This window comes from Haloarcula halophila (assembly GCF_029278565.1).
GTDB classification, from domain to species: domain Archaea; phylum Halobacteriota; class Halobacteria; order Halobacteriales; family Haloarculaceae; genus Haloarcula; species Haloarcula halophila.
In genome coordinates, this window is the sequence record NZ_CP119559.1 from 2,203,682 (window position 1) to 2,216,335 (window position 12,654).

Genomic DNA, 12,654 nt, shown 5'->3' on the forward strand with positions numbered 1-12,654 from the left:
CTCGGCACAGTCACTCGGCACAGCGCCGTCAGTCGTCCTCGGTGAGCATCGCGATGGCGGTCTCCTCCTGGTCGTCCGTGTCGCCGAAGCCGGCACTGAGAATACGGGTCAGTGCGTCCTCGACGCGCTCGTCGGTCGGTTCGAAGTCCGCGGGATCGACCTCCATCACGAACCCGGTCGTGATGTTGGGCGCAGTCGGTAAGAAGAGGACCTCACGGCCGTCGTCGGTCGTCTTGCCGGTCTTGAACGCGGTCATCCGCATCCCTTCCCACACTTCGAGTTTCACCGGCTTCTGGAGTTCTTCGGTGCCGCCGACGGCCGTCTCGATGGCCATCTTCGAGGCGTTGTACACCACCCGCAGTCCCGGAACCTGGTTCATCATGTCGTCAAGCGCCGCCTCCAGGATGTCCCCGACCGCGGTCCGCATCAGATAGCCCGTCGAGAAGACGATGAGGATGAAGATGACGAGCGCGGTCATCACCCGCGCCAGTTCGACCGCGCGTGCGTCGTTGGCGATGCCGGGTCCCAGGCCCAGCGACAACAGGAGTTCCGAGTCGATGGCCGGAATGACCGCCGCGGAGGCGAGGATGTTGTAGAGATAGAGGATCACGTAGGTCGTCACCAGGAAGGGCAAGAGGACGATGAGTCCGCTCGCGAAGTCACGCTTCCAGGACGAGGACGAGACCATATGTCTACCAGTGTGTCCCGGGATATCAGCCCTTCCCTTTTGTTCCAGCCACGATCGGGGCGCTGAGAACCGGGCTGCGGCGGTATCTAGCTCCCGGCGATCGCCCGCAACGCGAACAGCGCGTTCTCCTTGCGTTCGAGTACCCGCCGCCAGAAGTACGACGGCCACCGGCTGCCGTAGGGGACGTACTGCCAGACGTCGACGGTGTCGGCCAGCTCGAACTGGTCGTCGGTCCGGACGCCCATCAGCATCTGGACCTCGTAGGGGGTCCCGTGTCTCGTGTGCAGGTCCGCCGCCAGGGTCAACATCCGTGGGTCGTGACTCCCGACGGCGATGCCGTCCTCGAACGCCTCGAACATGTACCGCAGACAGTCCTCGTAGGCCTCGTTGACGGCGTTGCCGTCCTGGTAGGCCACGTCGGCCGGCGGGTCGTACGCGCCTTTGACGAGCCTGACCTTCCCGGGGAGGGCCGCCAGTCGTTCGAGGTCCTCGGGGGTCCGCCGGAGGTTCGCCTGGAGGCAGACCCCGACGCCACCGCCCTGTTCGACGGCGTGGTGTTCGAAGGCGTCAAGCGTCGCGTCGGTCGTCGTGTGGTCCTCCATGTCGATCCAGACGAAGACGCCGGCCGCCTCGGCGGCTGTGACGACCCGCGCAAGGTTCGCCCGGAAGACGCCCTCGTCGACGAACAGGCCCAGTTGCGACGGCTTCACAGAGACGCAGGCCCGGAGGCCGCTGTCGCCGATGTCGGCGACGAGCCGTTCGTAGGCTTCGGCGTCGGCCGTGGCCTGCTCTCTCGTGTGGTAGTGCTCGCCGAGCTTGTTGCAGATGGCGCCGACCTGGCCCTGGTTGAGCTGCCGTGCGTGTTCCAACACCTCTGCGTCGCTCTCCCCGGCGATAAAACGGCTCGCAACTGGCGGAAGCATGAGTAAATATTGCCGCCCAGTCGGTATCAACGTTGTCCCCAGCCGACAGGCTCGGCACCGACCGGCCGAGACAGGCTCACAGCAGTTAAGAACGGGGCGTGAGAGCAGTCCGACATGGATCTCGTCGGAGTCGTCGTGACGGCGCTGTGGGCGATGGGACCGGCCTACGTTCCCAACAACGCGGCTGTCCTGGCCGGTGGCGGCCGCCCGATCGACGGCGGGCGGACGATGGGCGGGAGTCGACTGCTGGGCGACGGCAAGACCTGGCGGGGCACCGCCGCCGGGACGGTCGCCGGGACGGCACTGGCGCTGGCGATGAACGAACTCGCACCGACTGTCGGCGACGTGCTCGGCTACTCGCTCCCGCGGTTCCCGCTTCTCGCCGGGGTCGGCCTGGCGCTGGGGGCGATGCTCGGCGACATCGGCGCGTCCTTCCTCAAGCGCCGCAGCGGGCGGGAACGGGGCGCTGCCTTCCCGGGGCTTGACCAACTGGACTTCGTCGTCGGTGCCCTCCTGCTCGCGCTGGTCGTCGCCCCAGGGTGGTTCCTGGCAACGTTTACGCGCCCGGTGCTGGTGGCGATCCTCGTCGTGACGCCGTTGCTCCACGTCGTGACCAACGGTATCGCCTACCTGCTCGGCCTGAAAAACGAACCGTGGTGAGCGGCTACTGGTCGACCACCGTCGGCGTCTCGGTCGCCGTCGACGCCGGAGACCCCGTCTCGGTATCGACAGACACGGTGTGGTCGACCGAGTCCATCCCGTCGACGCCGGGGTACTGGAGCGTCAGCGTCTCGCCGCCGTTGTTCTCGAAGTAGGTCAGCACCGAGCCCGGGCGGCCGCTGTAGCGTTCCGACCCGTCGTTCGGGACCGCAAACGAGACGAGTTCGCCGCCGCTGAACCCCTCGAAGGAGAGCCGACCGAGGAACTGTCCGTCGCGGCCGCCGTCGTTGCGGACCGCCAGTTCGACGACGCGCTGGCCGTCGCGGACGCGGCTCTCGAAGGTAGTGACGTGGAACGCGGGCGTCTCGGCGAGGGTGGCCCGGACCGAGTCGGGAAGCGTCCAGTCGACGACCGTCGTCGACCCGGGCGTCCAGCGGACCGCCGCCGTGTCGTGGTCGCCGACCGGGAACGGGACGCCGAACGCCCCCGCCGTCGTGGTCGACTGGGGGGTGCTCTCCTGCACTCGATCGCCGCCGACGGCAGCGCCGAACGCCTCGTCGAGTTCGGCTGCCGGGCTCCCGTCGATCGTCACGTCCACGACGACGAACTGGCCCACGTCGGTCGTCAGCGGGAGGACGTGCATACCGGGGACAGGGATCGCGAGCCTGACACGGGGGTTCGAGACGGTGACGCTGGTCCCGTCGACGCTGACAGTCTCGGCGATCCCGACACGCTGTCGGTCGACGGTTGGCGTCGATCCGTCGGTCGGCGTGGGGGAGGGCGTCGTCTCGTCGGTCGCCGGAGTAGCCGAGCCGTCACCTGGCGACTGGGCACAGCCACCCAGGGAACCGAGGCTCGTTCCGATCAGGGCGAGGTAGTGTCGTCGGTTCACGGCCGCTAATCGCCGTCTGGGCGGAAAATATCTTGTGGACGATCGGTGAACGGCGGCTCTCGGAGTGGCCCACGTGGCCGCTGGGAGATGGGAAGGTTCGTTAGCGTCCACGCCGAACCGCCGGCCATGGAGCAACGCAAGCCGCCGGCGACAGAGGAGGGCTGGTACGTCCTGCACGACTGTCGCAGTATCGACTGGGACGCCTGGCGCGAGGCCCCCCAGCGGGTCCGGGACCGGGCGCTCTCGGAGGGGATCGACTTCCTGTCGGCCTACGAGGCCATCGAGGACGCTGAAGAGGGACAGACGGCCGTCTACACCGTCATGGGCCACAAGGCCGACCTCATGATCCTCCACCTGCGGCCGACGATGGGCGATCTCGACGCCGCCGAACGCCACTTCGAGCAGACCGAGTTCGCCGCCTTCACCGAACAAGAGTTCTCCTACGTCTCGGTGACGGAAGCGTCGGGCTACACCGAGAAGTCCCGGGAGTACTTCGACGGCGAGGTCGACGACGACTCCGGGCTGGCACAGTACATCCAGGCGCGACTCCACCCCGGCGTCCCCGACGAGGAGTTCGTCTGTTTCTACCCGATGAGCAAGCGCCGCCAGCCCGATCAGAACTGGTACGACACCAGTTTCGAGGAGCGGGCCGCCCACATCAAGCGCCACGGCGAGATCGGCCGGAGCCACGGGAGCAACGTCAACCAGATGATCTGTGGCTCGATCGGCTTCGACGACTGGGAGTGGGGGATCACGCTCTGGAGCGAGGAGATGACGGCGATCAAGGAGCTGCTGACCGAGATGCGGTTCGATCCCTCGACCTCGCAGTTCGCCGAGTTCGGCCCCTTCTACGTCGGTCGGAAGTTCGCACCCGGTGACCTGCCGGCCGTCCTGGCCGGCCAGCGCGTTCCGACAGATCAGGACGCTGTCCCGGACGCCCATACGGAGACCGACGCCCACGCCGGCCACGACCACGGTTCGAGCGTTCACGCCGACGACGGGGCGACCGGCGACACTGAGGGCCACAGCGGCGCTCATCCCGGGAGTGCGAGCGAGGGCGATCATCCACACGGGGAAGCGGCCGACGACGCCGACCACCCGACGAGCGAGCACGGGGGCGACGAGGAGGACAGCGACACGAGCGGCGGCCGACCGGACGTCTCCGGCGACTACGAACTCGTCGACGACGCCGTCCAGCGGCTCGGTCGCCTCGGCCTCTCCGAAGGCGAGACCTACGACGCGGGGGACTTCGCGCTGATCTTCCATTCGAGCGCGGACGCCGAGGCGCTCGTCGACGACGTCGAGGACCTCGCGGAGAGTTTCGACCACTACGACCGCCACGTCACCACGACGGTGCGGGCCCAGAGCGGCCAGACGTTCGTCGTGAGCATCTGGACGGCCGAGGAGGCCGCAGAGACCGCCGCCGGCTTCCTCAGCGATCTCGACGGGATCGAACAGCAGTTCGGCGGCCAACTCGGGGAGGGGGAAGACGACGAGGACAGCCGGACCGCCGCTTCCTCCGAGTCGATCCGGACACAACTAGCGGCCGAGGGCGTCTACGCCGGCCAGCCTCACGGAGAGGACGTCTACGCGCTGGTCGTCTACTCCGAGGCCGACCCCGAGGAACTCGCCGCGGAGGTCGCGGACCTCCGGGACGCCTTCGACCGGTACGACACCCACGTCCGGACCTCGGTCTACCGGAGTGAGGACGCGGAGACAGCCGCCGTCGCGTCGCTGTGGGACACCGAAGACGCCGCCGGGACCGCAAGCGAGTATCTGACTGACCTCCCCGACGTCGTCCGTCGCCAGGGCGAGAGCGACGGCTTCGGGACGATGGGGATGTTCTACACGGTCAAACCCGAGTACCGCACGGAGTTCGTCGAGAAGTTCGACACCGTCGGGGGGTTGCTCGCGGAGATGGACGGCCACCGGGAGACGTCGCTGCTCGCGAACCACGACGACGAGAACGACATGTTCATCGCGAGCCAGTGGGACAGCAAGGAGGACGCGATGGCCTTCTTCCGCTCCGAGGAGTTCTCCGAGACTGTCGACTGGGGACGTGACGTACTCGCCGACCGACCGCGACACGTGTTCCTGGCCTGAAGGCCGTCGACGGGGCTGTCGTCACGTGCCCGCGGCGTCCGGCCGTCAGCGCTCGGGGCGTGCCAGGAGCCGGAGCCGCCGGTAGTCGGCCGTCCAGGACCCATCCTCGAACAGGTGCGGCCGAAGACGCTCCTCGACGCCGTCCAGTATCGCCTCCCGTTCGGTCGTCCCGACACCGTCGAAGAACTCGTCGCCGAACATCCCGATCCAGTTACGCAGGCCGGCCTCCCCGTCGTCCAGCCCCGTCGGCCGGTCGAACAGCCGGGCGAAGCGCAGTTCCAGCCCGTGGGACTCGACACGCGGTGCGTACTCGCCGATGCTCGGGAAGTACCACGGCTGTGTTCGGTCGTAGCCGCGTTCGCTCAGTTCCGCTGCCAGGGCGTCGGTGATCGCAGCCACGTTGCCGCGGCCGCCGAATTCGGCGACGAACCGTCCCTCGGCAGTCAGCGCGTCGGCGACGGTCGACAACACGGCGTCGTGGTCCGGCCCGGGAATCCAGTGCAACACTGCGTTGGAGAACACGGCGTCGAACTCACCGTCGGGTTCGTACTCGCGGATGTCGGCCTGTCGGAACGCACAGTCCGGGTGAGCCTCGCGAGCCTGGTCGACCATCTCGGCCGCGGCGTCGATGCCCACCACGTCGGCCCCGCTGTCGGCGATCGCCGCCGTCAGGTGGCCGGTGCCACAGCCCACGTCTAGGACCCGATCGCCCGGTCCGGGCGACAGTAGCTCAAGCAAGTCCCGCCCGTACTCGGTGACGAAACCGTGACCCTCGTCGTAGTCGTCGGGGTCCCAACTGTTTCCGTCGGTCACGGTTCCACAACCGCGAAGGCACCAAAAAACAGTGACGGTGGGAGCAGTGACAGTAACACGGGCTGTCCCTCTGATCTACGACACACGCTGCCGGACGACGCTGTATCGCCGTTGCAGCGGTCAGTCGTCGTCTTCTTCCGTCGTCGTCCGGTCGATCTCTTTCTCGCCGAAGTAGATCTCGGCGCCGTCCTGTGCGACCTTCTCGGCCAGCACCGCACACTTGATCCGCATCGGCGAAATGTCCACGCCCAGCATGTCGACGATGTCGTCTCTGTCCATCGCCTGGAGTTCTTCGATCGACATGCCCTGGAGTTGCTCGGTGAGCATCGACGCCGACGCCTGTGAGATAGCACAGCCGTCGCCCCGGAACGCGACGTGTTCGATTGTCTCTTCGTCCTCGCTGAGGACCACGTCCATCCGGATCTCGTCGCCACACATCGGGTTCTCCCCGACGTGTGTAAACGTCGGATCGTCGATCTCCCCGTAGTTACGTGGGCTCTTGTAGTGGTCCAAAATCTGCTGTCGGTACATGTCGGAGCCGCCGATACCCATAATTGAGAGTGTATACGGCACAGCCGTGCAAAAGGCTTCCTCTCCACCCTTCGAGCCAGGTCCCGCCGCGGTGCTGATGCCGTAGGCCCCGGTCGATCGCACCGGCCCCGTTCAGATCTTGTCGTAGGGGCCGGATTTGGCCTCCGCGAGGCGTTCGAACTGCTCGGCCGAGAGGTCGACGGTCGCGGCCCCGAGGTTCTCCGTCAGTTGGTCGACGGTCCGGGCACCAAGCAGCGGGACCGCAACGCTGTCGTGGTGCATGAGCCACGCGATCGCGACCTGTGCGGGCGTGGCACCGACCTCGTCGGCGACGGCCTGGACCTCGTCGACGACGGCGAAGTTCTCCTCGGTGAGGTAGGCGTCCTTCCACTCCTCGCTGCGGCCGGCCGAGGCGTCGGCAGCGCGGTCCTCGCGGTCGTACTTGCCCGTCAGGACCCCCTGTCCCAGCGGGCTCCAGGGACAGACCCCCAGCCCGTAGTGGTCACACATCTCCAGGTAGTCGCCCTCGACCTCGCGGTTGACGAGGTTGTAGCGTGGCTGGGAGATCGTGAAGGGTTCCAGCCCCTCGCACTCGGCCAGTTCGTTGGCCTGGGCGACCCGCCAGGCGTTGGGTTGGAACGTCGACGCGCCCAGGTAGTTCACTTTCCCGTCGTCGACCAAGCCGGTCAGGGTATGCATCAGTTCTCGGGCGGGCGTGTCCTCGTCCCAGCGGTGAATGTAGAGCACGTCGAGGTAGTCGGTCCCGAGCCGGTCGAGCATCAGGTCGATGTTGCGCCGGATGTGCTTGCGGCCCAGGCCGCGACCGTTCGGGTCGTCCTCGCGTGTCGGCCAGTAGATCTTCGAGGCCAGCACGTACTCCTCGCGGTCCCGCTCGGCCAGCCAGTCGCCGATCCAGCGCTCGCTGTCGCCGCCGCCGTAGACGTCGGCAGTATCGATAAACCGCCCGCCGGCGTCCTCGTAGGCGTCCAGCAGTTCGTGGGCTCGTTGTTCGTCGATCTCGATGCTCCCGTCCTCGGTCTCGCGGCCGAATCGCCACGTCCCGAGTGACAGTTCGCTGACGGACAGTCCGGTCTCGCCCAGGCGGACGTACTCTAGCTCCATGGCTGTGGTTGGACCGACCGGGTGATGAAAGCTCTCCCCGACGGACCGGGTGTCGGTTTGGCTACCGGTCCCGTTCGGCGTCGACGACCGCCAGGTCGTCGTCGACGGTCAGCGTCAGGGAGTCCTCGCCGACGGCGAACGTGAACTCGGCGCGGAACGGCTCCGTCGAGTGGATCGTCTCCTCGTACTCGGTGTGGACGCGGTCGACACGGTGGGGGTCGGACGGGACGATCGGGTCCAGTCCGTGGTCGGTGAGAAACGCCAGCAGGTGGGGGTCGGAGACGAGTTTGATGACGAACGCGCCGCCGCCACGGAAGAGACAGTTCGTGCAGTCGACCCCCAGATTCACCGCGTTGGCGCTCTCGCAGCGCTCACAGACCCCACCGTCAGCGTCGTGGTCCTCACAGGGGAACACCTCGTACTCGACGGTCGCCGAACAGCGCGGACAGAGGCCGCTCGCCATGGCGAACATCTCCAGGTGTGCCCAGGTCCAGGCGGCCCGAGCCGCCTCGGTCGGCGTCCGTTTCCCCAACCCCGCCGGCGGGAGCGGCATCCGTCCGAGATACCCCCGCTCGACGGCTTCCGGGCGCTTGTTCGCGCCGTAGGACTGCCCGTACCGGCCGGCACACTCCGTACAGAACAACTCGACGCTCCCCGATCGCCACCGGATCTCGACGGGTGCGCCGCAGTTGCCACAGGACCGGTCGATCCGCGTCCGTTCGAGTTCCGGCGTCCCGGTGACCGCACCCGACAGCACCGCCTCGACGACCCGCCGGCCCGCCCGGCGGAGGACGTAGCCCGCCTCGGTCTTCTCGACGAAGTGTCCGACCACCTTCTCCAGGTGGTAGTTGAACTGCCCCGAGTCCCGGACACCGACCCGCTCGCGGAGCGCCGAGAAGGGAAGCGGCTCGGTCGCCTCGCCCAGCGTCCGGAGGATTCCGAGACGGGTCTCGTCGCCCAGGACGGCGAAGGCCTCGTCCGGCGAGAGCGCGTCGCTGCCGTCCGCGTCGCTCATGGGCTCCGGTACGGCCGGTGTAGTTGTAAAGCCCGGGACGGACCGGTCCTGTCGCCGAAAATACAGAAGAACGCTTCGGAAAACTCGCTTACAGAAATATCATTCAGATTATCGTTAAGGGGCTACGGGGTCACTGTCGAGATACGATGAAACATCCACACGCGACCCGGCCTGGCCGGTCGGCAGCGGAGGGGTCCGCCTCGTCCGTCCGCGGGAGTCTCGGCCTGGTCTGTCTGCTCGTCGCCACACTGCTCGCGGTCAGCTACCCCGTGTTCGCGCTCGGGGTCGCGCTGGGCGCCCTCGGGACGGTCACGCTCTCCCGGGTCGTCGCCGCCGTCGACGCTCGCCGTCGTTCCCGAACCGGGTCCCGAGCCACCCGACGAACTCAACGGCGCCGTTCCCGGCCCGAATAGCCCGCTCTCGTGGCACCTCCGTGAAGAAACTACCCGTAGGCTCCGACCGCGGGCCGCTCACGGCGTGATCACGCCGCTCGAACCGCGGTTTTCGCCCCGCTCGAATCGCGCACGCTACGCGAACAGTTGTCTGGCGTCGTCGATAGCCTCGACGAGTTTGTCGACCTCCTCGCGGGTGTTGTAGACGTAGAAGGAGGCCCGTGCGGAGGCGGCCACGCCGAGTTTGTCGTGCAGCGGCTGCGTACAGTGGTCGCCGGCCCGGATGGCGACCGCCGAGTCGTTGAGGATCGAGGAGAGGTCGTGGGCGTGGACGGAATCGAGGTTGAACGCGACCAGCCCGCCCCGCTCGTCGCCCGCGGAGGGCCCGTAGGTCTCGACGTCGTTCTGTTCGACCAGCCGTTCCATCGCGTAGTCGGCCAGTCGCTGTTCGTGGCGCTGGATCCGCTCCATCCCGATGTCGTCGAGGTAGTCACAGGCCTCCGCCAGGGCGATCCCCTGGCAGATGACCGGCGTCCCGGCCTCGAACTTCCAGGGGAGGTCGTTCCAGGTCGCGTCCTCGAAGGTGACCTTCTTGATCATCTCGCCGCCGTAGAGGTACGGTTCCATCTCTTCGAGGATGTGTTTCTTCCCGTAGAGGACGCCGATCCCGGTCGGCCCGGCCATCTTGTGGCCCGAAAAGGCCAGGAAGTCGGCGTCGATGGCCTCGACGTCGACCGGGCGGTTCGGGACCGATTGGGCACCGTCGACGAAGATGTAGGCGTCGTGGTCGTGGGCGATGTCGGCTAACTCGGAGACGGGGTTGACCGTCCCGAGCGTGTTCGAGACGTGGACGACGCTGACCATCGCCGTGTCGTCGGTGATGAGTTCCCGAGCGTGGTCCATGTCCAGAGTCCCGTCCTCCTGGACGCTGATGTACCGGCAGGTAGCGCCGGTCCGTTTGGCGATCTGTTGCCACGTGACAAGGGAAGCGTGGTGTTCCATCTCCGTGAGGACGACCTCGTCCTCGGGGCCGAGTTCGTTCAGTCCCCAGGCGTAGGCGACGAGGTTCTCGCTCTCGGTGGTGTTCTTGGTGAAGACGATCTCCTCGCGCTCGCCGGAGGCGCCGATGAACTCCGCGACGCGGTCGTGGGCGTCCTCGTAGGCGACGCTGGCTTCCTGGCTCAACTGGTGGAGGCCGCGGTGGACGTTGGCGTTGGTCGTCCGGTAGTAGTCCGCGATGGTCTCGACGACCGGCTCGGGGGTCTGGGTCGTCGCCGCGTTGTCGAGATACACCACTTGCTCGCCGTCGAACTCCCGCTGGAGGATCGGGAAGTCCTCGCGGATACTCGCCACGTCGAGCAGTTCGGATTCGGAGTGTCCCATTACCCGTACGTGGGGCTCGACGGGCAACTTTCCTTCGGTTCACCTAGAACTCGGTCCCGGCGACAGTCCGTCGCCGCGGTAGCGCTACATCCAGAGCAGTTGTGCGTGAAGGGTTCCGTCCAGGTCTAAGACGTTCTCCTCGTCGACGAAACCGTGTTCGATGGCCACGTCGACGGCCGTCTCGCCGACGATGTTGGCGACGCTACAGCGGGCGAGGCTCTGGACGACCTCCTCCTCGCTTGCGGGCTTGCCGTCGTAGAACTCCTCGTCGACGGTCAGCGAGACGGAGCCGTCCTCGAACGTCTCGCCCATGATCTCCGGATCACAGACCGAGACGAGCAGTCCCTCGTCGGTGTCGCGCTCGTTGAGGAGCATCTATTCGAGCAGCTGCTCTTCGGCCTCTTCGCGCATTTCCTTGACCTCGTCGGCCAGCTCCTCGGCCTCTTCGTACTTGCCCAACTCCTCCAGTGCGCGGGCCTTCTCCTCTAAGATATCGGCGTTCCGGAACCCTAGCCGGATCGCGTTGTCGAAGGCCTCGACGGCGTCCTCGGCGAGACCACGTTCCAGGAGGAAGAAGCCGCGGTTGTACCACCCTTCGGCGAAGCGGGTGTCGATCTCGACGGCGCGCTCGGCGTGTTCCAGGGCCTGCTCGGACCGGCCGGACTCCCACAGCGCGTACGCGAGGTTCGTCTCGGCGGTGGCGGCGTGGTCGCTTCTCGCGGTTTCGTCGCTCGAATCCCCCGAGGCGCGTTGTGCCTCGCTCTCCCCGCCGATGTTCAGCGCCTCCTTGTAGGCCCCGATGGCGGCGTCCCACTCTTCGAGTTCGGCGTGGGCCGCACCCTTGTTCGTCCAGGCTTCCTGTTCGATCCGGTCGTCGTCGGCGTACTGGGCGACCCGCTCGAAGGTGTCGGCGGCCTGTTCGTGGCGGTTGATCTGCATGTACTCCAGGCCCACGTCGAGCAGTTGCTCGGTGTCGATCTGGTCGGCCGGGATGTTGCGCCGGTCGAGCAGGTCCGTGACGACCCGGGAGTCGACGGGGTCGACCTTGTCCGGGTCAACCTCGAACTCCGGCGGTTCGAGGTCGAAGGCCTCGTAGGGGTCGTCGAACCCCTGGCCCTCCGAGAACTGGTGGTCGTCGCGCTCGCGGTCTGTCATACGACGGAATTGGCGGTCAGGCTGGTTAAGGCCTGCGTCACGCGCTCACCCGTCGGTGACTCCGTCTCCACGGTCGGCGTCCCTCGTGAGCGACGGCCCGAAGACGACGCTGCCCAGCAGATACAACACTGCGGCCCCGGTCAGGACGGCGGCGACCAGCGTCCCGGGCGGGCCGGCGGGTGCGCCGGTTCCCGCCCCGATCGCGGCGACGAGGACGGCAGTACAGCGACGGACGGTCCGACGGAGGGATTCGGTATCGTCCATACTGGAGTCGTTACATCGGCCCGAGGAAAGCCCTTGTGTCGGGAACAGCCAAGTGTGGGCCGTCGCTACGGATCGGTATGAAACGGCTGTTCGTCAGCGTCGACCTCGACGGCCTCGATGACGCCGTCGGCGCGGTCCAAGAGCGGTTCGAGGGTGCCGGGGGACTCCGGTTCACCGACCCCGAACAGGCCCACGTGACCCTGAAGTTCCTCGGGGATACCGACCCCGACCGGATCGACGAGATCGTCCAGGAGTTGGAGAGTGCCGTCGAGGACGCCGGCGTGTCGCCGTTCGAGGCCCGATTCGGCGGGCTCGGCGTGTTTCCCTCGATGGAGTACATCAGCGTCGTCTGGGTCGGCGTCCGGGAGGGTTACGGCGCGGCGGAACTGACGACCCTCCACGAGACGATCGAAGACCGGACCGTCGCGATGGGGTTCGATCCGGAGGACCACGACTTCACCCCCCACGTCACGCTCGCCCGGATGGATCACGCCGGCGGGAAGGACCGAGTTCAGGAAGTCGTCCGATCGGCCGACCCCGAGGTAGGGACGCTCGATGTCGACGAGATCCGACTGACAGAGAGCGTCCTCGGCTCCGACGGTCCGGCGTACCGAACTATCGAGTCGGTATCACTTCGCTGAACACGCCGCCGGCTCTAGGCCGGCCGAAAACAATCAGATTAGTGACAATTCTTATGCCGGCGAGCCGTCTAG

The 12,654-nt window shown here is 67.0% G+C and carries 15 protein-coding genes; 4 read left to right on the forward strand and 11 right to left on the reverse strand.

Going from position 1 to position 12,654, the window contains the following annotated elements:
- Nucleotides 1-28: 28 nt before the first annotated feature.
- On the reverse strand, nt 29-688 hold the full coding sequence (locus P0204_RS11685; RefSeq protein WP_276179382.1) for a DUF502 domain-containing protein: 660 nt from the start codon (nt 686-688) through the stop codon (nt 29-31).
- An 86-nt stretch (nt 689-774) separates the two neighbouring features.
- A complete protein-coding gene (locus P0204_RS11690) occupies nt 775-1,611 on the reverse strand; it encodes a proline dehydrogenase family protein (protein WP_276179384.1) in 837 nt (278 codons plus the stop codon).
- 114 nt (nt 1,612-1,725) lie between these two features.
- Between P0204_RS11690 and P0204_RS11695 the strand changes: the two genes are divergently transcribed.
- On the forward strand, nt 1,726-2,271 hold the full coding sequence (locus tag P0204_RS11695; RefSeq protein WP_276179386.1) for a CDP-2,3-bis-(O-geranylgeranyl)-sn-glycerol synthase: 546 nt from the start codon (nt 1,726-1,728) through the stop codon (nt 2,269-2,271).
- Nucleotides 2,272-2,275: 4 nt separating this feature from the next.
- On the opposite strand, the gene P0204_RS11700 is transcribed toward P0204_RS11695, so the two are convergent.
- On the reverse strand, nt 2,276-3,163 hold the full coding sequence (locus tag P0204_RS11700) for a hypothetical protein (RefSeq protein WP_276179388.1): 888 nt from the start codon (nt 3,161-3,163) through the stop codon (nt 2,276-2,278).
- A gap of 126 nt (nt 3,164-3,289) precedes the next feature.
- Here P0204_RS11700 and P0204_RS11705 point away from each other — a divergent pair, with 126 nt between their 5' ends.
- Nucleotides 3,290-5,266, forward strand: coding sequence for a heme-binding protein (locus P0204_RS11705; protein ID WP_276223270.1), 1,977 nt, complete (start codon nt 3,290-3,292; stop codon nt 5,264-5,266).
- Nucleotides 5,267-5,311: 45 nt separating this feature from the next.
- On the opposite strand, the gene P0204_RS11710 is transcribed toward P0204_RS11705, so the two are convergent.
- From P0204_RS11710 to P0204_RS11725, 4 genes are all read right to left on the reverse strand, one after another.
- Nucleotides 5,312-6,079 (reverse strand): class I SAM-dependent methyltransferase, encoded by a 768-nt coding sequence (locus P0204_RS11710; protein ID WP_276179390.1) that lies wholly within the window; start codon nt 6,077-6,079, stop codon nt 5,312-5,314.
- Nucleotides 6,080-6,199: 120 nt separating this feature from the next.
- Nucleotides 6,200-6,631, reverse strand: a complete 432-nt coding sequence (sufU, locus tag P0204_RS11715; protein WP_276179392.1) for a Fe-S cluster assembly sulfur transfer protein SufU — start codon at nt 6,629-6,631, stop codon at nt 6,200-6,202.
- Nucleotides 6,632-6,742: 111 nt separating this feature from the next.
- Nucleotides 6,743-7,732 carry an aldo/keto reductase gene (locus P0204_RS11720; RefSeq protein WP_276179394.1) on the reverse strand — a complete coding sequence of 330 codons (990 nt, stop codon included), beginning with the start codon at nt 7,730-7,732 and terminating at the stop codon, nt 6,743-6,745.
- A 61-nt stretch (nt 7,733-7,793) separates the two neighbouring features.
- Nucleotides 7,794-8,747 (reverse strand): winged helix-turn-helix domain-containing protein, encoded by a 954-nt coding sequence (locus tag P0204_RS11725; protein ID WP_276179396.1) that lies wholly within the window; start codon nt 8,745-8,747, stop codon nt 7,794-7,796.
- Between the two features lie 146 nt (nt 8,748-8,893).
- On the opposite strand from P0204_RS11725, the gene P0204_RS11730 reads away from it, so the two are divergent.
- Nucleotides 8,894-9,160 carry a hypothetical protein gene (locus tag P0204_RS11730; RefSeq protein ID WP_276179398.1) on the forward strand — a complete coding sequence of 89 codons (267 nt, stop codon included), beginning with the start codon at nt 8,894-8,896 and terminating at the stop codon, nt 9,158-9,160.
- A 114-nt stretch (nt 9,161-9,274) separates the two neighbouring features.
- Here P0204_RS11730 and P0204_RS11735 read toward each other — a convergent pair whose 3' ends face one another.
- The 4 genes from P0204_RS11735 to P0204_RS11750 all read right to left on the reverse strand — a co-directional run bounded on the left by P0204_RS11735 (nt 9,275) and on the right by P0204_RS11750 (nt 11,941).
- Nucleotides 9,275-10,522 (reverse strand): aminotransferase class V-fold PLP-dependent enzyme, encoded by a 1,248-nt coding sequence (locus P0204_RS11735; protein WP_276179400.1) that lies wholly within the window; start codon nt 10,520-10,522, stop codon nt 9,275-9,277.
- A gap of 84 nt (nt 10,523-10,606) precedes the next feature.
- Complete coding sequence (locus tag P0204_RS11740) at nt 10,607-10,897, reverse strand: DUF424 domain-containing protein (RefSeq protein ID WP_276179402.1); 291 nt, start codon at nt 10,895-10,897, stop codon at nt 10,607-10,609.
- Entirely contained in the window at nt 10,898-11,677 is a 780-nt protein-coding gene (locus P0204_RS11745; protein WP_276179404.1) for a tetratricopeptide repeat protein, read from the reverse strand.
- Between the two features lie 45 nt (nt 11,678-11,722).
- On the reverse strand, nt 11,723-11,941 hold the full coding sequence (locus P0204_RS11750) for a hypothetical protein (RefSeq protein WP_276179406.1): 219 nt from the start codon (nt 11,939-11,941) through the stop codon (nt 11,723-11,725).
- A gap of 77 nt (nt 11,942-12,018) precedes the next feature.
- Between P0204_RS11750 and thpR the strand changes: the two genes are divergently transcribed.
- Complete coding sequence (gene thpR, locus P0204_RS11755) at nt 12,019-12,582, forward strand: RNA 2',3'-cyclic phosphodiesterase (protein ID WP_276179408.1); 564 nt, start codon at nt 12,019-12,021, stop codon at nt 12,580-12,582.
- Nucleotides 12,583-12,654 lie beyond the last annotated feature (72 nt).